This window comes from Bartonella sp. AP58NXGY (assembly GCF_042195785.1).
Taxonomy (GTDB): Bacteria; Pseudomonadota; Alphaproteobacteria; order Rhizobiales; family Rhizobiaceae; genus Bartonella.
Map to the genome: position 1 here is coordinate 90,431 of NZ_JBHIOY010000005.1, position 22,861 is coordinate 113,291.

Sequence of the window (22,861 nt, forward strand, 5' to 3'; positions counted from 1 at the left end):
TTGCTCTAAACTAAATTGTTCCATATACGTCCATCACGTTCCATGAGGCTCATCGAAGCAGACGGACCCCACGAACCAGCGTTATAACTGTGAACAGGCTGTTTTATTGCTTCCCATCCCTCAATGATTGGATCAATCCAACGCCAAGCAGCCTCAACTTCATCACGACGCATAAACAGTGTTTGATCTCCACGAATAACATCCATTAATAAACGTTCATAAGCATCAGGATTACGTTCAGAAAATGCGGAAGCAAAACTCATGTCTAATGGAATGTGACGAAACCGCATACCGCCATAACTTGGATCCTTAATCATCAACCATTGTTTTACACCTTCATCAGGTTGGAGACGAATTACAAGCCGATTAGAAAAAATTTCATCTAAATCCACATTAAAAATATTATGAGGAATAGGTTTAAAAACCACAACAATTTCAGACATTCGCGTGAACATGCGCTTACCTGTTCGTAAATAAAAAGGCGTATTAGCCCAACGCCAGTTATCAATCTTAACCTTAAGTGCTACAAATGTTTCACTCTTACTCACTCTTCCTAGATCATCAAAATAAGACTCTACCGATATACCATTTGATAGACCAGAAAGATACTGCCCACGTACAGTATGCTGCCCTACATTATGGACATCAAGCGGTGTTAAAGAATGTAAAACTTTAAGTTTTTCATCGCGCACAGCATTAGCACTGTTGGTAAATGGTATTTCCATCGCAACCAAACAAAGTAACTGTAGCATATGGTTTTGAACCATATCGCGTAGAGCACCAGTGCTTTCATAGTATTCTGTACGCCCCTCTAACCCTAAAGATTCAGCAACGGTTATTTGAACATGATCAATATAATTGGAGTTCCATAGCGGTTCATAAAGTGTATTAACAAACCGCAATGCCATTAAATTTTGAACAGTTTCCTTCCCAAGATAATGATCAATGCGAAAGATCTGCTCTTCATTAAAGGCGCTTGCAAATACATCATTAAGTGAAATAGCTGTTTTTACATCGCAACCAATTGGTTTTTCAATGATAATCCGTGTTTGTGCTGTCACCAAATTATTTTTTCCCAACTTCATCGCAATATCAGCAAAAAGTGACGAACCAACAGCCAAATAAAAAGCTCGAATATCTGCTGAATCTTGTGACAGAAGGAGGGCTAAATCCTTCCACCCTCGATTTGAGGTAACATCAACAGAAACATAGCTTAAACGTGCAAGAAAACGATTGAGTTCTGTTGAATTGAGATCTTTTGGATGGATATGTTTTTCTAAAGAAATGCGAACAAAATTTTGATATTCTTCACAACTTAAGAAAGTGCGCGAAACCCCAATAATACGTGTTGGCTCACTGAATTGCCCAGCACACTGACAATGATACAAAGCCGGCAAAAGCTTGCGCAACGCCAGATCACCATTGCCACCAAAAACAATACAATCAAAGGAAGAAACAGGAATAATTTTACGCACCATGAACTTGTTTATTTTTCTAATCGATTATGAAATTCCATATCACTTATAAAAGCTTTCATCATTAAAGCAGACAGATACTAAATAAGCCATTAATTTTCTTCATTTCAAGCAATGTTTCCATTAAAGGCGATCCATTAAAGAAAACCAACGCATTGCTAAAAATATAAGCGGATAACGCAAAACGCGTCCCCCCGGAAAAGATGAAATCTTTAAGTCTTGGAAATAGGAAAAACGTTCATATTTTCCAGTTAACCATTCTGCGTATAATTTTCCCACGAAAGGAGCCAACATAACGCCATGCCCTGAATAACCACCACAATAAGTTATCCTTGAGAAAAGTTGTCGAACATAGGGCATGCGCTCAACTGTGATGGCAACCGTTGCTCCCCACCGATGGCTTAAATTGATAGAATGTAAGTGAGGATAAATTTCAACAATTTGCCGTTTTATACGTTCATCTAAATTTAGAGGATGCTTATTATCATAACTTTCTACACCACCAAATAAGAGACGATTATCAATGCTTTTGCGAAAATAGCGAACCATAAAACGGGAATCATCAACCGATTCCCCCCCTATAAGAATTGAACTATGCTTTGGTAATGGGTCCGTTGCTCCAATATAAGAGCGAATAGAAACAATATTTTTTTCAATAAAACGCTCCAGACCAAGTTTATACCCATTTGTTGCAAGTAAAACATGCTCTGCTGTTACACTGCCTTTTTCTGTTATTACTTTCCAATGGTCTCCCTTGCGCCTTACGGTCGTTACTTGTGACTTCTCATAAAGCTTAGCACCAGCATCTTGGGCTCTTTTTGCTAACCCAACAATCAATTTTAAGGGGTTTATATGGCCGGTATCCGCATCATAAATACCACCACAATAAAAAGTTGATCCAAGTCGCTCAGATGTTTCAGCCTTATCCATAAAAGTAAGCGCGTGATAGCCATAACGCTGCATCGCCTCAATATGCCGTTGATAAGAGAAAAGCTCACGCTTTTTATGGGTTACAGAAAGCTGTCCTCCTATCAAATCACAAGGACAATTAGGCATCGCGCATAACGATAAAATATCTTTTTTAGCTTCTTCTGCTAAATCAAACAGAACCTTACTGCGCTCAAAACCATATTTTTTCTCTAATGTTTCTACCCACTGCCGTTGCCCCGTTCCTAATTGACCACCATTGCGCCCTGAAGCGCCATCACCAAAACGTGATGCTTCAAACAAAACAACACCCACTCCAGCTTTGGCTAAATGATAAGCAGCTGAAAGTCCCGTAAAACCGCCTCCAATAATGACCACATCACACTGTCTGTGTTCATCAAAACATGGATAAGAGAAACGTTCTTTTAAAGTGTCTTCATACCAAGAAATTCCTGGAGAAATTAGATTATCATCAATCGTTGTCATAAAATTTAAACATTCAGCAGGAGATATTCACGCTCCCACGGACTAATTACTTCCATAAAAGTTTCAAACTCTTGTCGTTTGATTGCAGCATAAGTACTGACAAACACATCCCCTAAAATAGCACGTATTGCTGTATCTTGTTCAAATAAATTAACGGCCTCAATGAGTCCACGCGGTAACTCAATATTATCAGCGTTTACATTATTTGTCGTTGGCTCATCTGGCTCAATTTTTTGCTGTAAACCAATAAGACCACACGCTAAAGAAGCTGCAAGGGCTAAATAAGGATTCGCATCTGATGAAGGAAGCCTATTCTCGACACGCCGCGCTTGAGGAGCAGAACGAGGGACACGAAAAGCTGTCGTCCGATTATCATATCCCCATCGCAAATTAACAGGAGCCGAATTATCAGGTACAAGACGTCGATAAGAATTCACGTAAGGCGCAAGCATCACAAGAACCCCTGGCATATGTTTTTGCAATCCACCAATAAAATGCCGAAAACAGACACTTTCTTCACCATTCTCCTGTGTAAAAATGTTCATACCGGTTTTCTTATCAACGACCGATTGGTGAATATGCATCGCAGAACCCGGTTGCCCCTGAATGGGTTTTGCCATAAATGTCGCATACATATTATGTTTCAGTGCTGCTTCACGAATTGTTCGTTTAAACATAAAAACTTGATCTGCTAATTCAATAGGATCACCATGACGTAAATTGATTTCAAACTGTCCTGCTCCTTCTTCATGAATGAGGGTATCAATTTCCAATCCTTGTGCCTCTGAAAAATGATAAATATCATCAATCAAATCATCAAATTCATTAACCCCAGCAATTGAATAGCCTTGCCCCCCACCAATTGAACGCCCAGAGCGACCAACCGGTGAAACTAAAGGGTAATCAGGATCGGGATTTTTTTGTACTAAATAAAACTCAATTTCTGGTGAAACAACTGGTTTTAAACCCATTTTTGTGTAAAAATGAACCACCGTTCGTAAAACATTGCGAGGTGTATAATCCACAACCTGACCATTTTGATACACAAGATCACAAATCACCTGTGCCGTAGGAGCATCTTCCCATGGCACAATGCTTAATGTAGAAAGATCAGGCTCAAGGCGTAAATCACCATCTGCTTTAGGATATTCAAAACCATGACCATCTTCCGGATAATCCCCTGAAATTGTTGCCATAAAAACTGCTGAAGGCAATGCCAATGATGTTTCCGATGTAAATTTTTTAGAAAGCATCATCTTGCCCCGTGGTACCCCTGCTTGATCAGGCGTAATACATTCAATATCCTCTACCTTACGAAAAGAAAGCCATTGTGAAACCTGTTCCCAATTATTCACACCACGTAACCTTTTGAGAAAGCGAGAGACAGATTTAAAATTCTTACTTTTCATTTGTTTAACATTTTTTACAGCCATAACATACCAACTTTAAAAACAATTAAGTCCTATTCTTATTGTATCAGCCCCTGCATGAACGACACGAAAAAAATTTATCAACTGATATTTTTGAAGAATACTATAAGATCCATCAAGGTAAAAGAACTTTACGCTCAACAAGCTATCCTATCACCATAGTGAAAAAATTGATATTGCACACGATACATCAGTGCGAACCTTCTCCTTATATAAAACAGTGAGAAATACCATATTGTACGTAACCTAATTCCGATTCAAATAATCATATATAAGCAAACATTGGCGAGAATAATAAAGGCGAGATATTTAATTTCCTTTTGGTCGTAGCAATGCTTAATTAAAAGAAAGGAAACTTTTCTTTTAATATGAAGCAAATTTTGTAACTCTATTGTTATCCACATAGAAGTAAACACCCTAGGATGGTGGTGAGTAGCCTTTACAGCTGTGCTTACAAACACTCACCCCGCCATAATATGCGTAAATGTATTTTCAGGATAAGACATACGCTCAGCATTTCCGACATGAAACTTAACCATCGCCTGCATAACAGAGCTATCAACCTTGTTCTGAGCGAATGGTACAAACTCTGCGCTTATATCAATTTCCACCGCTTGACATTGCACTTCGCACACAATATTTAGAGCTGAGAGTCCAGTAGAGCATACCAAATCCAATAGATAGGAATTTTTGCTAATTGCGCCATGCGTGATCCAACATTTGATAGTCTCCAACCCACTAGGAGGTGTGTTATTTATATCTAAAAAGCCAAAAAATCGGATATGATAACACAATAAGACCAATTTCCTTTGAACTAACGTCCTTCATCGTCGATCTTCCACCATCGTAAAATCTTTTTTGTATCAGTTGCTTTCACATACTTTGACTTATGATCTAGTGATTCTGCTAACGGAATATTATAGTAAATCCCAGATTCCGCATAAGCTTGACGTATCCGCTTCCGAGCTGTAGGAGCTATCAAATTTGTTTGCCTATTTGCAAACTTACGAAAAGTAAAGTTTGGCTGAATTAGAAATGCGATCGCATCTTGTAGAGGCAAATGCCTAGCATGATTTTCTGGATAATGCGATGAAAACACAATTAGATATAATATCGTATCCATAACTTTAAATCTCCACTCACTAGCATCCACGCCCTCAAGAAGGTTAGGAGCCAAAGCAAGACGTATGAAGTCAAAAAATTTATAGACATGCTGCACAAGTTCATTATCAGTTGTAACGTTTACACCTTCAAAAAGCAGATATAATCCATCAAGCTGGTGCACGGAATAGGTCCTAAGGTAGTCATAAATGAGTACTAAAAACTTTTTGTCCAGACCGTAAAACAAACCAAATCAATGGTTATTCTTCTGCGAAAAAATACATTTTACGCTAGAAAAAATACGATTTATCCGATCACCCAATGCATCTTCATGATTGATACATATTGTTTCAATATTGTCTTCAATTCCATAAAAATCACCTAAAGCATTCAAAGAATGCAATAATACGTTTTTATTAAATGTAAGGGATTCAAAAATATTTTTTTGTAACAAAGATGCCGGCTGCAAGTGATATATCTTAGTATCTCGTGCCCTCAGATATAATCTGTCATTAAAAATGTCTCCTATAATTAATAACATAGATACCCTTTAAAGTTTAAAAAAGAAAAGCAGCACTCTATATTCTTAAAACCAGCATTTCTAAACAGGTCTATATTTTCATTATCAAAATTTGGTATTAATTTATTTTCCAAAGCTATTCTTTTATTGTCAATTTCAATCTTGGAATATCCATTGTTTTCTTTCCACTGCAAATAAGCGTCAATATATATATCATTTATAAGTGTATTAGGAAAAACAATTTTTTCGAAAACAACCAGTGTTGTCTTAGGCTCACATGAGCTTTTAATATTTCTGAGAAATTTTTCTCTGTCTACAGGTCTAATAAACTGCAAAACTAAATTCAGTATTATGAAATCCGGCCTTAAATTTTCTATACAGCGCCATTTACCATCTGATAAAAAATTATGACTCCTAAAAGTTATTTTGCTTAAATTAGAAGCGCATTTATTTTTCGCTTTCTCAAGCATATCAAGCGATAAATCAACTCCATAACAATGCTCCACAAGTCCCTCATTCAATATTTTATGTATCGTAGTTCCAGTAGAGCATCCGATATCTATAAATATATTATTTTTTGAAAATTTCGTATAAAGCAGCAATATAATTTCTTGAATATTTTCATAGCCAGGAACACTCCGCACCACCATATCATCAAATACTTCACAAACATCTTTATTAAATGAAAATGATTTTCGCTTGTCTTCCTGTAAAAAAAGCAAATCCCTAACCATACCGAAACTCCAAAACTGTGAAATAAGGAACATGATGACTAGCTTGCAACGGATCTGGGTGTTGTGGCTCTACAATTTTCTTTAGAACAAAACCATATTCTAAAAAAGCATTAATATAACTTGATAATGTTCGCTTATAAGACGTAAGATGAGATATCATACTGCCATTTTTATTAAGACATGTTTTAATTTGCTTACCCTCGTAAAAATATTTTTTTAAGATAATTTCTTTATCAACACCAGAAACACAAGAATCTTTAACTGGATTAGGGAGGATACACAAAATCTTTGCACCTAGTTGCGCCAGCGTTGCTACCTTCTCTATACATTTTTGATATTCACAAATATGATCTAGTACAAGCGACAAAACGATACAATCAAATAACATATCGGTCTTATATTTATTAATATCAATTTCTAAATACTCAATGGCTTCCCCTAATTCTCGTGCCCTATCTAACATCTTTTGATTGGTATCTATCCCAACGACCATATCCGAACAACGTTCTAAAATTCTTGAATATGTTCCGATTCCACATCCAATATCTAGGGATGCTCTATAGCATCCTTCTATCAAAAGGTTATTAACTATATCATCGAGTAAAATTTTATTTAAGCTATCAACTTCTCGTGAAGTCACATAATGCTCTGCAACAACATCAAAATCATGTAACTTATCTTGAGATGGAGAAACATTACTATGTTCTAGTAAAATTTCATCACTTATGTAATCGTATACCGATACTTCATAATTATCAGGATTAATAAACAATCTTTTATTATGAAGAAAAACGGGAGTCAGCACATACGTATTTAATTACTTCATGAGCACAAATAGAGGAAACAAGATAATTTAGCGGTCCGTAAGAAGGAGCCTGATAGTTTTTATTTATATTATATCTTAACTCGCTACATTCTATATCCGTATTTTTAGCGAGCACATCAAAACCAAAATCGGAATCTGGAAAAAACATTGGGCCTATGGCTCCCAAACGCCCTAAATATCCTGCATTAATAACCGGAGTCGAAATCTTTTTTTGAATCTCAGCCATTAACTCAAATGCATTCGGTGGATCAGCAGACAATAAAACAAGGTCGACTCCCATTAAAAAAGAACAGAATTCATCTAATGCCTCGACCTCAAGTAAACGTGGCAAAGTTACAACTTGACAAGTACTGTTGTGTTCAAAAATGCGCGCTTTTAAAGCATCTGCTTTTCGCATACCTATCTGTGCTTCAACAAAAGCGGTGGTCCTTGTTAAATTTGATAATTCAATTCGATCGCCATCGGTTATCCTTAAATAACCAATACCCGCAGCAGCCAAAAGGGTTGCTACGTTAGAACCAATACCACCTGCACCAATTATCCCAATTTTAGCCTGCTGTAAAGACCGCACAGCAAGATCATGATCCATTCCTGCCATATCCAAAAACAATCGATGTCTATCGTATCTATCCTGTTCCCAAACAGTAGATATAATTTTATACTCCATCAGATCTTGTAACAACACATCAATATCATAAGCCTCTTGATATGCTCGTTCCCGATATTTTTGGCTAATAGCAGCACAATCATTTGGTGTATTCAAATCGATAAGCATCTCTACTAAAAACGATGGACAACTATTAATTTCGACTAAATCCATATAAGATGACCCACACACTATTTTTTCCTGTGTCTTTATGTAAGTCACAGGCAAGGCCCTGTTCAACTGTATCTTCACTTTCAAACCTCCTCGTCTTTTATTAACTTTTTATCAGTATAAAGCCAGACCAAATTAAGCGGGATAATTAAACATATACAAAGCAAGGTGAAACAAAAAGCAGCTTCTATACAAACATTGTTTGCCAACAAACCAATCAGCACAAGCGCTAAAATACCAAAAATACGTGCAAGAAAACTAACAATGGATAAAACCGTATTTGCATTCTTTTGTTGAATATGTTTAAAAAATTCTGCTTCAAACTGCGTCATAGGGACAGAAAAAAAACTGTGAAATACAGTGAATAAAATAATGGGGGCCCAACTGTTTGCAACAAGGAGCAGAGCAAGCATAATAACAGCACTCAGAACGAGTGAGCACAAAGTTATCGCCATAGGAGCGTATTTTTGCATAAGATATTTAATTACAAAGCGATTAAATAAGTATTTTACGAGAGTATAAGACACAAAGCACAGGCCAAGAATAAGAATTTTAGTCTTTCCTGTTGCATTGTCTAATACTCCTGTTTGTCCCAAAATAAAAGGTTGCCAAAAATGAAATATTGGCTGCAATGCAGCAACAATAAAACCACATATCAATATATAATATAACCCGATTTTTGAGGTAACTAAATAAGTAAAAGCTTCTGTTGCATGCAACAAAGAACCCGATTTTATTGGCTGACTACCCGAAACGGATGCAATAGCTATCCCCGTCACCCGACTAAACAAGAATACAAGCACGAGAAACCCGAAAGAACAAAAATAATATGCCGACTGATAATTATCCATACACAAAACAATAAGAACACCTAGAGCACCAGCAACCGTATTCATGAATGCCGTTAGTTCCCGCTTATAGGCGTTTACTTGGTGGTAGACCAAACTACCTTTGTAACCACCGCTATCGATTAAGCCTTTAATCCATGTGCTATCAGCGCCAGAACATAAAGAAAAGCCTAAAGCATAAATAATTTCTGCCGGAATTAAGACAGAAAGATTAGGCGCGTAGATACATAAAAAGAAAAAGAGCGAAAAAAAGAAACATGATAGGATAACATTTTGTTTAACGCCAATTTTATCTCCTAAAATCCCACAAGGCACTTCAAAAATACAAATAGCGACGCTAAATACAATTTGCAATAAAGCTAACTGTGTTATACTAACGCCCATAGACAAGAAAAAAAAAGCATGGAACGAACCTGTAATCAGCCGAACCCCACTCATTGCCGCACAGCCATAGAGCAACTTTTTAACTTCATAATCTATCGTCATTAATATATCCAAAAGCTATAAAGCTGGCAGCTTTTTTTGCTGCCAGCTTTATATATTTTAAACCTCAATTCAGAAGGGCGCGTCGAGCAGTCATTTTCTGCTCACTTGTTTGTGCTTTAAGCGAAGTAACATCAACCCGCTTAATTTGAATTTTTTTCAGTGGTTTATACACATCTTTAGTTTTCATAATTTTACCTCCTGTATTAAATGAAAACAATTAAATTTCACATGAAGTACACATTATAGCTACTTTTTAGCTCGCTTTTGTCAATTTATTATTTTGATATAAAAAGCTTTGCTCTCCTCCCCGCGCCAAGGTTAAGTATTTCATACTCCAATCATTCTGTAACAACCACCGCAGCACTTGGAAACTCATGCACCCCTTCGGGCAAAGTACGCTTATATTCACGCCAATTTGTCACCGGCTATGCACCACACTCAAAACCCATCTCAAATTTTCTGAAAACGCTGCTTTCAGAAATTGCCTACGCAGGCGTAATCAAACTTCTAACGATAAAGCAACGTCATCTTGAAATTCTCTAACACTTTTCTTAGCCAATTACCGCCGTGGTATTTCAAAGATTCTGTAGAGTGTATCATCCATACGAAGTCAAACTGAGCCATGACGAGCCTGTTCTTCTAAAGTTACAGTTGAACAAGTAAACATTATATTGGTGATGTTTTCCATAAATTCATGACTACTATAAAATCTATTTGCAAACTCAAAAGTGGTAATTTTCTATCCCATTGAAAAATAAATAATAAAACAAGCATAGATCTTTTTAGATAAGCCCCCCTGCTCATTGAAATAATTTAACCATTTTAAGTAAAAAAGGGAAATCACGAGAGAATAGTCTTTGCTCTATTATCACTCATACGCAAAAATCTAAGAAATGCTGATTTCTTAAGGGAAAAAACAAGAAATAAAATAGTTTTATAAAGGAAAACGGTACTGCACGCGATACATCGCGTGCTAACTTTTGACTAGTATAAAAGATCGACGCATCAAATTAAATATATTTTACAAATAAGCACGAACATTTTGCACCGCACTAGGTTTTATACAACTGCAGAATATCTCCTTTATTCGACAGCAACTATCGCAACACCCCTAAAACGACCACACTTTGGAATAACCTCCTACCAAACTACCCACTCGCAACTAAAGATTCACCATAAACCAGAAAGCACTTTATGACTAGATGCACTCCAACAAAGTACAATACCTAATAAGCAAAGCGATAAACTCCATACGAATAGTCATTTTCTTCAAAAAATAATAATTTGAGTCCGCATTCGAATCCAATCTGGCGCATTTATGATATCATAGCTCCTACATGCCGACAGCATAAATTTGTCATCTAAGGATAAATCCAATGGGATAGATATATCTCTTAATAGATACATCTCTTACAAGAATATCATACTCATAACAATTTGAACCAACGACATCCGCTAAACTAAATTCACCGCTCATATCTCGAAAAGACAAAATTTGTGGCACTCTATTCTCGTGATACTGTGCAGACCAAGCACACGCCCCCCAGAGCCCAGATTGTAATTAAGTTCGTACCATTCCGCTCTTTTATAGAGCTAATATTTGAAAATAAATAACCATAATCTTCAGATATAATACGCCTAGATTCAATAATTACCGTAAGCTTATGTAAATCACAACCCAATTGTGACAATGCCTCTTAAATTTTACGAGAATATTCGTCATTGACCGTCACGGCATCGCAGAACGCTGTGGAAGTCGGATATCCCTACCTAGACTGATAAAAACTTATCTGATCCTTCAATGCGTAAATATCCTTTCCAGCCTTAGTTAAGGTAGATACTATTAACTCAGTCGAATTCACATTAGAGCCCACATGCAAATGCACCCCATTAAGCCTAATCCTATTGGATTCTAGCAAAGATAATGCAGCATGTAACTTCGTCGCAGTCATACCAAAACGCGATCTATCCCCGTTTGCCAGTACATGGCACAATCTCAATGAGATTTTAGGTAATATGTCAAAATGGCGAGCAAGAGCGATGATGTCATGTCATTCGATAATATTATCACACTGGACATTTATATGTTTTCTAATAGATAATTCTATCTCTTCTCGAAGTTTTACAGAGATATTAAAATCTCTACCTTTAAAACCATCTTTTTGCGCTAATGATATTTCATAACCAGACGCAAATTCCAAGACCCAGCAACATAACAATGATGTCCCGCACGTCCATTAAAATACCCTGCTTTTTCTCGCTCTAGGCATTCATAGCCCGACCACGTAAAACAGGGTACCAATTACAATATCAGACCATAAGACTGCAAGAGAAAGTTCTTTTATAAATAGACATTTTTTATCTTTCCATTGCCTCTTAAACAAGCTATCCTGTTCATATAACAAGTTATATGTATAATACATATAACTTCTACAAAAGGAGGATTCATTATGTTCCGTGAAAGTCTTTGGTAATACACTCGAGCGATTGGATAACCAATCGCCCGTCAATAATATAGTGCGAGTTAAGAAATTGGGGGAGATAAGCTATGCAACTCGTGGATCATCCTTTTGTGAAATTCAATCAACCCAAGCCGATTTACAACTTCACATATCCGCTATTTCGCACTATTTCAAATGAATTTTACAATTACCTAGACTTTAATAAGCTAGCGCAAAGTAAGCAGATTCCACAAGCGCGTACCATTTCTCTTTATTTGCATATTCCCTTTTGTGAAACCATCTGTTCCTTCTGTCCCTTTCAGAAAGGGGCCTACAAGCACGTTAAGCAAATCGAATCTTATATGTCAGCGCTTACCACAGAGATCAGAAACAAAGGAAATTTCATTCGCTCGCTTAAAGGGCCCATCCGCAGCATCTATATAGGGGGCGGCACACCGTCGCTTTTGTCTGCAGATAATATCCGCCACATCGGAAAAGTATTGCATGCCGAATTTGAGCTCTCTTCCTTAACTGAGCTTACACTGGAAAGCGAACCGAAAAGCGTCACACGTGATAAACTTTATGCTGCCCGTGAGATCGGCGTTAACCGGATCAGCTTCGGTATACAGAGTTTCATTGAGCGTTTCCGATCATCGTTTAACCTCACCTCAACACGTGAACAAATCAACAATACCGTAGCTTGGTCACAAGAGATAATTGGACATGTCGGTTTAGACCTACTATATGGCATGCACAGCCAGCAAGCCGAAGAACTATTATACGATTGAAGCAAGCCAGCGAGCTTCACCCTGAAACCATCAACCTCTATGCAATCAACAATCTGGCTATCACGTCGCAACTGCATAAGTCTTACGCACAAAAAGGGCTAAAGCCATCCAGCCTACAGCATCGACAGATGCTTCGCTTATTTAGCGACATCGTTATGCGCATCTGCGGCTATACGCCGTGTAATGGGCATTCCTATATCAAAATTGCCAACAAAACTCGTCTAACGCTCGCTAAAACGAGTTCAGCTAATTATTTCCGCTATCACAAATATTTGCATGGTTATCATGACGATTATGTCGTTGGCTTTGGGGCGTCAGCACTGTCGATTCCCAGCTCACTCGTCACACGAGCCAATCCCAGTCGAAGCGGATACATTACCGACATACAACTTAAAGGCAAATCCAAAGTATACTACAATTGGGTATCAGCGGAGCAACAAGCCTCCAAAGCGTTGTGTATGCGGCTACCTTATAACGGCCATGCCGAAAAAGAAAGAATTGACTGGACCGCACTTCCCTCTTTCGTATACAATAACCTACAACAGCTCATAGATGCAGGTCTCATCGCAGAAAGTGATAACAATCTCCAGCTGACTCAGCGTGGTTGGCAATGGTATTCCAACCTTATGTATTTTCTTCTATCTCAGGAAGACAGGAATATCTTGGACGGCTATGTCTCAAACATGCTGAATACAACCGCCGTACTTGATGGAACAGTGGAAACCTGTGTAGCATCTTAAGGAGAACAGAATGTTCACGCTTTTTTCCAACAAGAACATACGCTATTTTTGCCTAACCGTTAGTCTGCTCGCCTTACTCAGCGGTGCTTTGCGCACTGCCATCCCGCTATTAGCAAGACAATCTGGATATGGCGTAGTCGGAGTAAGTTGGGCACAAGGTCTCTTCTCATTAGCGTGGCCAATTTTCGGCATCCTTGCAGGCGTTTTACTTGATCGCTGCGACAAAATAAAACTTGCCACCTCAGCTCTCTTCATCTTCATGCTACTGCATATTGTCCTGTTCATACTGCTCATGATACAGATTACTCCAGCCGAACAAATTTTCTTCTATGCAACCATTGCTGGATTCATCGTCGTTTCTGCCGAAGCTTATATAATGACGATTCCACCACTTATCATGGAGGGAGAGCGATTGATGACCTTCTACTCTATTGTCTTGTTTTTAGATTTCGGGGTCTCCTATTTTCTTGCCCCTGTCATAACAAGCAGCATTTTAGCGCATAGCACACTGCTATTTCTCGGCCTGTTAATCGTGCTTTTTATCGCATTGATTTTTACCGCTCGCCATGCTGTTCCGACATCGCCAACACCTGATAAAGAAAACATCACTTTCCGTTATATCATTGCCGGCTTTCGTTTCATTTTTTCAAATCGGCATCTTACCTCCCTTACATTACTCACATTCTTTCTATCGGTGGTATTTGGAGCATTCCTAACCTCATTCATCTTCTTCGTTACCGACAGTCGGTATCTGGGCCTACATAGCAGCCAATATGGCGTGATGTTTGCAGCCTACGCACTTGGAACAATGGCAGGTGCCCTATTTGCGCCGCGTATACGCTATGCACCGGTGCGCCTAGCTGTTCTCACTGACGGTTTAGGAACGGTTGTCTTGCTGCTGATTCCAGCCTTTTCAAAAAGTGCTGTCGTCGTATGGGGCGTCACCTTTATCGCTGGCATTGGAGCAAGCTTATGGTTTATTGGTGTTACCGCCTTCAGGCAGCGCCTCACACCAAAGCAACTTCTCGGGCGAGCTAATTCTGCTTTTCGGGTGATAGGCTATGCTGGAACGCCGGTCGGAAGCTTTTTGGTCGGCGTCCTTGGTTCTTTTATATCATTGCAGTTTGCTGCCACCTTTATCGCTGGACTACTATTGGTGGCTATCGCGATAACGCTTCCATTTCTTTGGCAAGCTGATCATATAAACACCCCCAACCCTGCCACGAGGTAACAGCTGCTTTTAAAAAAAGACACGGTCAAAAAAGGCACACATACCCTATTACGCAATCGATTGATTTATTCTTTGGACGAGAAAATTATCACCATAATGGCTGATAGAGCCAGCGGCACTATAGAAGCAGCCAAACAAACGCTAAAGACAAAACAGCCCCTTTACGTTGCATTGGGCGATGATCCAACGCCTATATGAAGGATGCAGAGAGCTTATAGCGTACGAAGTGCAATTCTTAACTAAAAACTCCGCCCTAGCAATGCCTACTTATACTCCAGTTAATCCGTCACCCGCTGGACATCAAATGCCTCACCCCTCTGCTCCTCAAAATACATTTTGCTTCACTTACGCGCCGTATTCTTCCTTTGTAATTAAAAGAGCAGCCCTCCTTTCCTAGTTTAGGATCTCTGCCTACACAACGCAGCAACAGATACGACCATATATGCAATCACGCATTAGGACCTGCATAGTAGAAAGCTTAGTTCGAGAGATTCATAAAGCCTATATCCCAATAAATTTGCCGCCCAATCCATCTTTTAAAAGGGCGGTTTTATATAAACCGTTAGAGCAAGCTATGAAATCCTTAGGTGTATTAGAAATAATTGGCGGTTTTTACCTCAGACCAATGTTGATTGACTTTTACTCGTACATATACGCAAGCGGTGCTACTCTTTTCTCAGATAAAAAGGACATAATCGTTACCATCTGACCTATTATTGTTTGAAAATAAAAAAAAGTATCAGTACGACTGATGATATTGAAGAGCTATCTCATTATGTGGCTGTACTTAATTACGGCATTGGGAAGCTAGACACGCAATCACCCGTTTCTGCGCGCCTTCTGCATGATATTCATAAGATTTTATTACGCGATAAACGCGGTACGTCCAAAAGCCTTGGCGAATTTCGCAAAGCACAAAATTAGCTTGTCGGTACGCAACTAAAGACAGCCTCATTCGTACCGCCCACTCCTACCACAGCCCCCCTACTCTCTCTACTACCATCCCCCGCTTAGAATCGCGCCAGCTCATCACCGGTGCCTCGTTAAACACCACACCAGTCTCAAGGGCGGTAAAATGCGCCTTGCCGCATTTAATCTTCAGCATTTCTTTAAGACGCAAATCAAACTCGCTATTCGTTCCTTTTGTTTCCAGCACAAAGTAAAGCTTTTGTTCGCCATCCCGCTCTAAAAAAAACGTCCAATCAGGCGTGTAAGAGCCAATGGGAGTAGCTATTTTAAAACTTCTTTGCAGTTTAAAAAACAATCTTACATCAGAGTCGTTATCGAGATTTTGCGCAAACTCTTTCTCGATACGGCTCTCACAAATCACATGATCATAAAGACTTTTCTCATTGACCACCGCCGGCCATATGATCGCCTTTTCTGACCTAATTTTACAGATGTGGAATCAATCTTATTGTGATGCGCACATCCAGAGATTATTTTATCCTCTGCATTAGAACCAAAAACATAAACAATACGCAAGCGGCTTCGGTAAGAAGGCCAAAAGCTCAATCTCAACCTACACGAAAATGCATGTGCAGGCGAATTCCCCCATAATATGCAATATTTCAAGCACGTCCATAGTGGTACCCCTTTTAAAAATTGTGCCTATGGCTTATAATAATCTCCAAGATACACATTTAGCCCTTATCTGAAATAACTCGATTTTGGATTGATGAGAACGAAAACGCGCTGCAATAATCACGTTATTTAGCCCTAATGACCGGCACACGGAAGCCAACAGTCCTGCACCACCAACGACTAAATAACGGTATTTCCTATCATTTTTGATCATATCCTCCACCCTTATTGTACATTTTATCAGCAAGATGTGCGCAGCGAGCCCGTACATCTTCGCTGTTCAATCTCCATGTACGGCCTGCATTCTCAGACACAAAATCATCTTTAGCCGAAGCAACTTGATATTGCAGAGCTTGTCTATAAAGCATATGCACAATTAATACCAAATATACATAGGGCAGTGCACATTTTTGGTTGTATTGTCATGAGAGAGAAGACCAAAAGCTTTATCCAAAAAGCATCACAATCTAAATTATCAAAAGCGTTCTTCAAAGTCTCTGAATAAGACCTGTGATAAACAGGGCTTGCAAGAATAACATCGTCAGCGTCTGCGATTGTTTTGACAAATGTATACACTTTAGCATCGCAATGGTAATAACTTATAAAAACAATAACTTTTTTAAATGACTCCTCAACGGCGTATGAATATAAGCACGTTTTTTCTCGTCATTTTTTAAGGTATTAAACTCTTCCAATCTACCGAACTTACTCTTAAATTGTAGCCGAATGATTTTAATAAACCCATATTATTTTAAAAACTCAACAAATAATATTGAGACTACAATCAAAGACACTTCTTTTCAATATTAAGCAAGTTTTGTAACCTATATTGTTATCTCCATAGAAGTAAAACAGCCTCTATGGACGATGAGTAGCTAAGCCTTCACAGCTAGTGCTTTACAAGCGCTTTTATAACACTCACTCTGCCCCAAACATAGGATTGCATTTTATTAAATAACCCACGCGCATATAATTAAAGATAGAAACGATTAAGCTTGCACCAATCATGCCAAACCAATAGCCAATAAAGCCATATTCAAAAAAATGCGCCATTAGCGCTCCCCCAAATAGGCCTAACCCCCAATAACTTATTGCTACAACAATTGTTGACCAAAACGTATCAAGCAAGCCCACAAGTATGCCATTGAGCATAGCTCCTAAAGTGCCAAAAGCAAAAGACAATAAGATGAACGGAAGCAACTTCCAAGAGAAAACAACAACGCGTTCTGAAGAAATATTAAAGATGGTTGTAAGAATAAATTCATAAGAGAGATAAACAACCACTGATAAAAATAAGACATAAGCTACAGCAAAAACTGTGACACTCATACGCAACTGTTTTAGAGCCATATTATTCCTATCTGCTCTATACCACGCTGCTATTGTCGCGGCTGCGCTGGAAATCCCCAAAGCCACCACAGAAATAAGCATATCGAGACGCATCCCTATCGTATGCGCAGCCAAAGCTTGGACCCCATAAACCGTAATCATAAATGCAATGACCGAAGGAAAGCCTTCCGCAATAAGAATACGTATACCAATGGGTAGCCCTACTCGCAGCAATTGTATTATTCGTGAAATCTCTAACTTTGGTCTTAAATAATTAAAGCGAAAAGAATGAAAAGCAGAATTGCGGGACAAAATTATTGCTGCTGCAATAACAATCAAAATACGGATCAAACTACTCGCAATTCCAGCACCAAAGACACCGAAGCCGCTTGCAGGACCTATACCAAAAATAAGCGGCCAAGAGATAAAAAAATTCACGATGATAGCTGCAAGCATAACCCAGGTTAAAGGCTGTGAATTACCAATTGCTGACAGCAATCCCCGGCTATTCACATAAAGATAAAAAAACACCACTCCTATAGCAGCACCACTATTATATTCCTGCGCTATATTGGCAATTGTCCCATCTTGGCCGAGAAAACACAAAATATTCCTCGTGTTGAGTAAAATGATCGCACTCACCGTTCCAATCAAAAGGGAAAGCCCTATTCCTTGATCAAACCATGCCTTTAATGCATATCTATCTTGTCTACGAAAACTTTCCGCAAGTTTTGGTGCAACCGCGGTAATAATACCTAGCCCAAACAACATAACAAAACTAAATATACTCAGAGCTAACATTGTACCACTCAAGGCTTGCACGCCTAAATGCGCTACAAGCGCTGCTTCTGTGAAGGAAATCATCATCTGAGAGATAAACCCAACAGCCAGTGGCATGCCAAGAGATAGCAATTGCTTCATCACAACAAACATTGTGAATACCCTTCCATATTGAAAAGTGTATGAAGCTCGGATCTTTTAAACAAAACAATTGATTTGTTCCGTAAAATCTTTCCATCGCAAGTCTTGTGTAAAAGATGCATAATGAGAACGCATTAAGGTAAGAGGAGAAGCGCAATGCGCCTTATTGTTTTTTTTGGAATGCCATGCGTTTTTTGTACAACATTATACCCCCAAGCAGTTACAGTCGGTGATACAATACTCTTAGCAAGCGTTTGTTCGTCTTGCACATCCATTTTCAGTATTTCCAATAAAATTTTTTGGTACGGTTGGTGGGATTTGAACCTACGACCTCTGGTGCCACAAACCAGCGCTCTAACCAACTGAGCTACAACCGCATAAAAAGAAAATGTACCATAACTGTTCACGATTTTGTAAACATTTATCCTTTGCTTATGTGACATAAGGAAAATCAACAAAGTTTGCAAGCCCCTTTAAAAAAATCTCGCAATTTTTTGTGAAGAAAAAAGCGTTTTTTACAAAGGAAATTTTGCCCAATGCTCAAGACTATGATCACGATAGCTTTTTATGTTATCAACTCCATCTTGTTGCATCATCTGCAAAATCTCTTGCAGAATAGTTATGACAAGATCTGGACCTTCATAAACCATCCCACTGTATAATTGAATCAAATCTGCACCAGCTTTTACTTTTTCCAAAGCAGTTTGTGCGTCCTTTACACCGCCAACACCGATAATTGCAATCTCCTTCCCTAACTTTTGACGCATTTTTGCAAGCACAATAGTAGAACGTTCAAAAAGTGGACGTCCAGAAAGCCCTCCCTCTTCATTGCTGAGGTGACTATTGCTAAGCCCCTGGCGTGAAAGAGTTGTGTTAGAAACAATCAGCCCATTAAAATTAGAAAGCTTTATTTCTTCAGCAACATCATCTAATTCTTTCTCTGATAAATCAGGAGCAATTTTTAAAAAAATGGGAATGGAGAATCCATGCTTTTTCTCTTGCTCATTTCGCACTTGCGAAATTGCACTCAACAAAAGATGCAAACTGTCACGGGCCTGTAAATCACGTAAGCCTGGTGTATTAGGAGAAGAAATATTAACCGTAAAATAATCAGCAACATCATAAAAATGAGCAATACCAACAGTATAATCACCAATCTTATTAACCGTATCCTTATTGGCTCCAATGTTAACGCCTACAACACCAGTTTTTTTACACGCGCGCAATCTGTTGTAAACAACTTGATGTCCATCATTATTAAAACCCATTCTATTAATAATTGCTTCATCTTCTTTTAAACGAAAGAGTCGTGGTTTAGAATTTCCAATCTGAGGCTTTGGTGTCACTGTCCCAATTTCTGTAAAACCAAATCCTAAACGAAAAACACCATCCACAACCTCTGCATTTTTATCAAACCCCGCTGCAAGACCAATAAAATTTTCAAACTCAAGCCCAGCAACAGTTACACACAAACGTTTATCGATAACCTTTTGACAGCCATTTAATCCACTTTTCAGCCCGAGAATCGCTAAACCGTGTGCTTGCTCTGGATCCAACATAAATAAGGCAGAACGGCCAATACAACGAAAAAAACTCATCAATCCTTCTCCACAACATAAAAATGATCCATCGCACCTCACCTATATCTTTTAACACAAAAGATTACCAATCAAAGAGAGCATATTATCCAAATAATACTGCTCTCTTCTATAAGAAACTTCAGCATAAAAATCCATTAATAACCATACACATTTATATTGATGCATACCGTGTAAAAACTTTTTATTCTTTAAAAAACGTTTCTCTTTTTTGCTACTGTTCAGAGATAAACTTTCAAACCTAAACCTTATAAAATGCAGCACAAATTGAGACATCAATGGCTCTTCACCAAAGCCTTTCTCTTCTTTCTTATAGGTAAGCTTATACCCCCCTTTAAAAGGCAAGAAAGTTATCTCTATTCTCAAAGTTTCTTTGTGTAATATCATATAATATATTGATTTTAATGATAATTAATCGTTATTCATATCGAATGAGAATCCCGAATATCGTAGGATTTTCTCACTTCAAATCTGTTTATCTTGAATCAATCAAAACCATTCGCTTGCACGTCACAAGCGGGGCTGGCGTGTGAGTAAAAACTGTATAAAAAAGAACTAAAATGGCTCTTATGAACCCTCTCTAGTGCCAAGGGCTGTCGCAACACCCACGAGATGGCAAAGTGTGTGATGGTGCCGGCTTGCTTCTTCATAAACGTAAAGATGGAGGTGCTCAATGGCTTTATCATTATACCATTCATGATCGCCGTCGCGAAATGGGCTTGGATGCTCTTTGAGAGATGTTTCTTTAAAAAAAGAGCGTGAATTGGCAATCCAATGGCATTCTGTTTTACGTGAAGGTCGTGACCCCATTAAAGAACGCAATAAACAAAAGCGTGAGGCAATGCGCAATCTCCATTATTTAAAAGATATCGCTTTGGATACTTTTGAAAGTCGTAAAGCTGAATTAAAAGGTGATGGTAAGAATGGGAACTGGTTTTCTCCCTTGCGGCTTTACATTCTCCCTAAATTAGGCTGTCTGTCCGTTTCAGAAATTACCCAAACAGAGATACGCAACACACTTGTTCCTATTTGGCATACAAAAGCTACAACAGCAGAGAAAGCACTAAACCGTCTTAATATTTGTCTCAAACATGCGGCGGCTTTGAGTTTGGATGTTGATTTACAAGCAACAACAAAAGCACGCGCTCTTTTAGGAAAACAACGTCATAAGATCACTAATAGACCAGCAATGGATTGGAAAGATGTGCCAGCTTTTTATAAAACACTTTGTAAAAAAACTATGACACAACTGGCTTTGCGTTTGCTTATCCTTACAGGCGCTCGCTCTAGCTCTTTACGTCATATTCATAAAGACCAAATTGATAATGATATATGGACTATCCCTGCTGAAAATATGAAAGAAAAGCGCGATGCTACAACAGAATTTCGCGTACCTTTATCATCAGAAGCACTAAAAGTAATTGTCGAACACATGGTCGAAATGATGACAGTTGATCATTGAACCCACATCCTATCATACCAACAACTTCCAAATCAAAATGATCTTGCTAACCCTATAGTTCTCCTATCTATAAACTAATACAATCTTCCAGTTAATGAAATGTGCTTCCTTCCATCGGTGATCGCCATTTTCAGTTCATGTAACACAATACAAATAGCTTTTAGATAAGCTCTAATATGCCCCTAATTGCTATTATCGCTTGCTAAATTAAGAGAAATTAAGTTGTAAATCTTACTCTCACCTTCTCTATCCACTTCTTCCATCAGTGCTGAAATATATTTTTTATTCCTAAATTCTCTTTTTATAATAAAATGTTATGCCAATATATATGCTTTATTTATATGTACTTCATTTGAAAAGCTTTCTGATAGCTCAGCTTTCAACACTGCCCATTTTGTGGTATTGTGTAAAAATCTCTTTTTTTAATTTTAACATAAAAATCTTGAGGAAATTATATAAATTAAGCTACAGTTTTCTACTTTCTGTTGAAAAAAGCAGATATAATTTTTATCAAAAAAACTTTTTTCTAGGAAATGTTCTATATACATTCAAATAGAATCCTAAAGCTCTTTATTAAACCTTATAAAGTTCTTTGAAAATAATATTAATATCGTAATATATTCTTAAAAATAAAATCTGCCCTTTCCTTTTTCATCAAAAGCGGTAAGTAAATTACCGTATATCACTTACATAAAGGGGAAAACGCAATGCTTAAAGAATTCAAAGAATTTGCCTTAAAAGGTAATATGATTGATCTTGCTATCGGTGTGATTATAGGGGGTGCTTTTGGTAGCTTGGTCAACTCAATTGTCAATGATATTTTTATGCCAATCATTGGGCTGATTACAGGTGGAATTGATTTTTCTAATATGTTTATTCAACTTGCTGGCGAAAAACAAGCAACATTGAGTGCCGCCAAAGCAGCTGGAGCAACCATTAGCTATGGACACTTTATTACTTTACTTATCAATTTTCTCATTATTGCTTGGGTTCTTTTTTTATTCGTTAAAGCCATGAATAAAATCCGTAGAAAAGAAGAAGAAAGCCCCAAAAAAACGTCTTCAGAAGAACAACTTTTAACAGAAATTAGAGATCTTTTGGCTAAGAAAAAATAAAT

24 protein-coding genes, 1 tRNA gene and 1 pseudogene are annotated in these 22,861 nt (G+C 38.1%); 7 read left to right on the forward strand and 19 right to left on the reverse strand.

Annotation, left to right across the window (positions count from 1 at the left end):
* Positions 1-5: 5 nt before the first annotated feature.
* The 11 genes from zwf to ACFINC_RS05050 form a co-directional block, all read right to left on the reverse strand.
* The gene (gene zwf / locus ACFINC_RS05000) at positions 6-1,478 is read right to left on the reverse strand and encodes a glucose-6-phosphate dehydrogenase (protein ID WP_375616358.1); all 1,473 of its coding nucleotides are present in this window, start codon (positions 1,476-1,478) and stop codon (positions 6-8) included.
* A gap of 120 nt (positions 1,479-1,598) precedes the next feature.
* Positions 1,599-2,888, reverse strand: coding sequence for an NAD(P)/FAD-dependent oxidoreductase (locus ACFINC_RS05005; RefSeq protein ID WP_375616359.1), 1,290 nt, complete (start codon positions 2,886-2,888; stop codon positions 1,599-1,601).
* Between the two features lie 5 nt (positions 2,889-2,893).
* Positions 2,894-4,321: a glutamine synthetase family protein gene (locus ACFINC_RS05010; RefSeq protein ID WP_375616360.1), complete on the reverse strand. Its 1,428-nt coding sequence runs from the start codon at positions 4,319-4,321 to the stop codon at positions 2,894-2,896.
* 458 nt (positions 4,322-4,779) lie between these two features.
* Positions 4,780-5,121, reverse strand: coding sequence for a class I SAM-dependent methyltransferase (locus ACFINC_RS05015; protein WP_375616361.1), 342 nt, complete (start codon positions 5,119-5,121; stop codon positions 4,780-4,782).
* Between the two features lie 11 nt (positions 5,122-5,132).
* On the reverse strand, positions 5,133-5,603 hold the full coding sequence (locus tag ACFINC_RS05020; RefSeq protein ID WP_375616362.1) for a hypothetical protein: 471 nt from the start codon (positions 5,601-5,603) through the stop codon (positions 5,133-5,135).
* Positions 5,604-5,950: 347 nt separating this feature from the next.
* Complete coding sequence (locus ACFINC_RS05025) at positions 5,951-6,673, reverse strand: methyltransferase domain-containing protein (RefSeq protein ID WP_375616363.1); 723 nt, start codon at positions 6,671-6,673, stop codon at positions 5,951-5,953.
* On the reverse strand, positions 6,666-7,478 hold the full coding sequence (locus ACFINC_RS05030; protein WP_375616364.1) for a class I SAM-dependent methyltransferase: 813 nt from the start codon (positions 7,476-7,478) through the stop codon (positions 6,666-6,668). The genes ACFINC_RS05025 and ACFINC_RS05030 overlap by 8 nt, the downstream gene beginning before the upstream one ends.
* On the reverse strand, positions 7,453-8,337 hold the full coding sequence (locus tag ACFINC_RS05035) for a ThiF family adenylyltransferase (RefSeq protein WP_375616365.1): 885 nt from the start codon (positions 8,335-8,337) through the stop codon (positions 7,453-7,455). Before ACFINC_RS05035 ends, ACFINC_RS05030 begins: the two co-directional genes overlap by 26 nt.
* A 62-nt stretch (positions 8,338-8,399) precedes the next feature.
* On the reverse strand, positions 8,400-9,650 hold the full coding sequence (locus ACFINC_RS05040) for an MFS transporter (protein WP_375616366.1): 1,251 nt from the start codon (positions 9,648-9,650) through the stop codon (positions 8,400-8,402).
* A gap of 64 nt (positions 9,651-9,714) precedes the next feature.
* Positions 9,715-9,837 carry a hypothetical protein gene (locus ACFINC_RS05045; protein WP_375616367.1) on the reverse strand — a complete coding sequence of 41 codons (123 nt, stop codon included), beginning with the start codon at positions 9,835-9,837 and terminating at the stop codon, positions 9,715-9,717.
* Positions 9,838-11,416: 1,579 nt separating this feature from the next.
* On the reverse strand, positions 11,417-11,650 hold the full coding sequence (locus ACFINC_RS05050; protein ID WP_375616368.1) for a hypothetical protein: 234 nt from the start codon (positions 11,648-11,650) through the stop codon (positions 11,417-11,419).
* A gap of 548 nt (positions 11,651-12,198) precedes the next feature.
* Between ACFINC_RS05050 and ACFINC_RS05055 the strand changes: the two genes are divergently transcribed.
* The 5 genes from ACFINC_RS05055 to ACFINC_RS05075 all read left to right on the forward strand — a co-directional run bounded on the left by ACFINC_RS05055 (position 12,199) and on the right by ACFINC_RS05075 (position 15,774).
* On the forward strand, positions 12,199-12,879 hold the full coding sequence (locus ACFINC_RS05055) for a radical SAM protein (protein WP_375616369.1): 681 nt from the start codon (positions 12,199-12,201) through the stop codon (positions 12,877-12,879).
* Positions 12,876-13,619 (forward strand): hypothetical protein, encoded by a 744-nt coding sequence (locus ACFINC_RS05060; RefSeq protein WP_375616370.1) that lies wholly within the window; start codon positions 12,876-12,878, stop codon positions 13,617-13,619. The genes ACFINC_RS05055 and ACFINC_RS05060 overlap by 4 nt, the downstream gene beginning before the upstream one ends.
* 10 nt (positions 13,620-13,629) lie before the next feature.
* Positions 13,630-14,850, forward strand: a complete 1,221-nt coding sequence (locus tag ACFINC_RS05065; protein ID WP_375608562.1) for an MFS transporter — start codon at positions 13,630-13,632, stop codon at positions 14,848-14,850.
* Positions 14,851-14,922: 72 nt separating this feature from the next.
* Positions 14,923-15,048: a hypothetical protein gene (locus ACFINC_RS05070; RefSeq protein WP_375614153.1), complete on the forward strand. Its 126-nt coding sequence runs from the start codon at positions 14,923-14,925 to the stop codon at positions 15,046-15,048.
* Positions 15,049-15,627: 579 nt separating this feature from the next.
* Positions 15,628-15,774 carry a hypothetical protein gene (locus ACFINC_RS05075; RefSeq protein ID WP_375608561.1) on the forward strand — a complete coding sequence of 49 codons (147 nt, stop codon included), beginning with the start codon at positions 15,628-15,630 and terminating at the stop codon, positions 15,772-15,774.
* Between the two features lie 46 nt (positions 15,775-15,820).
* On the opposite strand, the gene ACFINC_RS05080 is transcribed toward ACFINC_RS05075, so the two are convergent.
* The 8 genes from ACFINC_RS05080 to ACFINC_RS05115 form a co-directional block, all read right to left on the reverse strand.
* On the reverse strand, positions 15,821-16,210 hold the full coding sequence (locus ACFINC_RS05080) for a hypothetical protein (protein ID WP_375606459.1): 390 nt from the start codon (positions 16,208-16,210) through the stop codon (positions 15,821-15,823).
* A gap of 424 nt (positions 16,211-16,634) precedes the next feature.
* Complete coding sequence (locus ACFINC_RS05085) at positions 16,635-16,802, reverse strand: hypothetical protein (RefSeq protein ID WP_375616371.1); 168 nt, start codon at positions 16,800-16,802, stop codon at positions 16,635-16,637.
* Positions 16,792-17,010 (reverse strand): NADPH-dependent FMN reductase, encoded by a 219-nt coding sequence (locus ACFINC_RS05090; protein ID WP_375616372.1) that lies wholly within the window; start codon positions 17,008-17,010, stop codon positions 16,792-16,794. The genes ACFINC_RS05085 and ACFINC_RS05090 overlap by 11 nt, the downstream gene beginning before the upstream one ends.
* A gap of 342 nt (positions 17,011-17,352) precedes the next feature.
* On the reverse strand, positions 17,353-18,696 hold the full coding sequence (locus tag ACFINC_RS05095; protein ID WP_375616373.1) for an MATE family efflux transporter: 1,344 nt from the start codon (positions 18,694-18,696) through the stop codon (positions 17,353-17,355).
* 122 nt (positions 18,697-18,818) lie between these two features.
* Positions 18,819-18,959 carry a hypothetical protein gene (locus ACFINC_RS05100; RefSeq protein ID WP_375606462.1) on the reverse strand — a complete coding sequence of 47 codons (141 nt, stop codon included), beginning with the start codon at positions 18,957-18,959 and terminating at the stop codon, positions 18,819-18,821.
* A 25-nt stretch (positions 18,960-18,984) separates the two neighbouring features.
* A tRNA-His gene (locus ACFINC_RS05105) sits at positions 18,985-19,061 on the reverse strand.
* 138 nt (positions 19,062-19,199) lie between these two features.
* Positions 19,200-20,282, reverse strand: a complete 1,083-nt coding sequence (locus ACFINC_RS05110) for a quinone-dependent dihydroorotate dehydrogenase (protein ID WP_375609059.1) — start codon at positions 20,280-20,282, stop codon at positions 19,200-19,202.
* 51 nt (positions 20,283-20,333) lie between these two features.
* On the reverse strand, positions 20,334-20,669 hold the full coding sequence (locus ACFINC_RS05115) for a hypothetical protein (protein WP_375616374.1): 336 nt from the start codon (positions 20,667-20,669) through the stop codon (positions 20,334-20,336).
* 206 nt (positions 20,670-20,875) lie between these two features.
* Here ACFINC_RS05115 and ACFINC_RS05120 point away from each other — a divergent pair.
* Both ACFINC_RS05120 and mscL read left to right on the forward strand, forming a co-directional pair.
* Positions 20,876-21,705: pseudogene (locus tag ACFINC_RS05120) on the forward strand (tyrosine-type recombinase/integrase); the annotation flags it as partial.
* 746 nt (positions 21,706-22,451) lie between these two features.
* Positions 22,452-22,859 carry a large conductance mechanosensitive channel protein MscL gene (mscL, locus tag ACFINC_RS05125; protein ID WP_026500234.1) on the forward strand — a complete coding sequence of 136 codons (408 nt, stop codon included), beginning with the start codon at positions 22,452-22,454 and terminating at the stop codon, positions 22,857-22,859.
* Positions 22,860-22,861 lie beyond the last annotated feature (2 nt).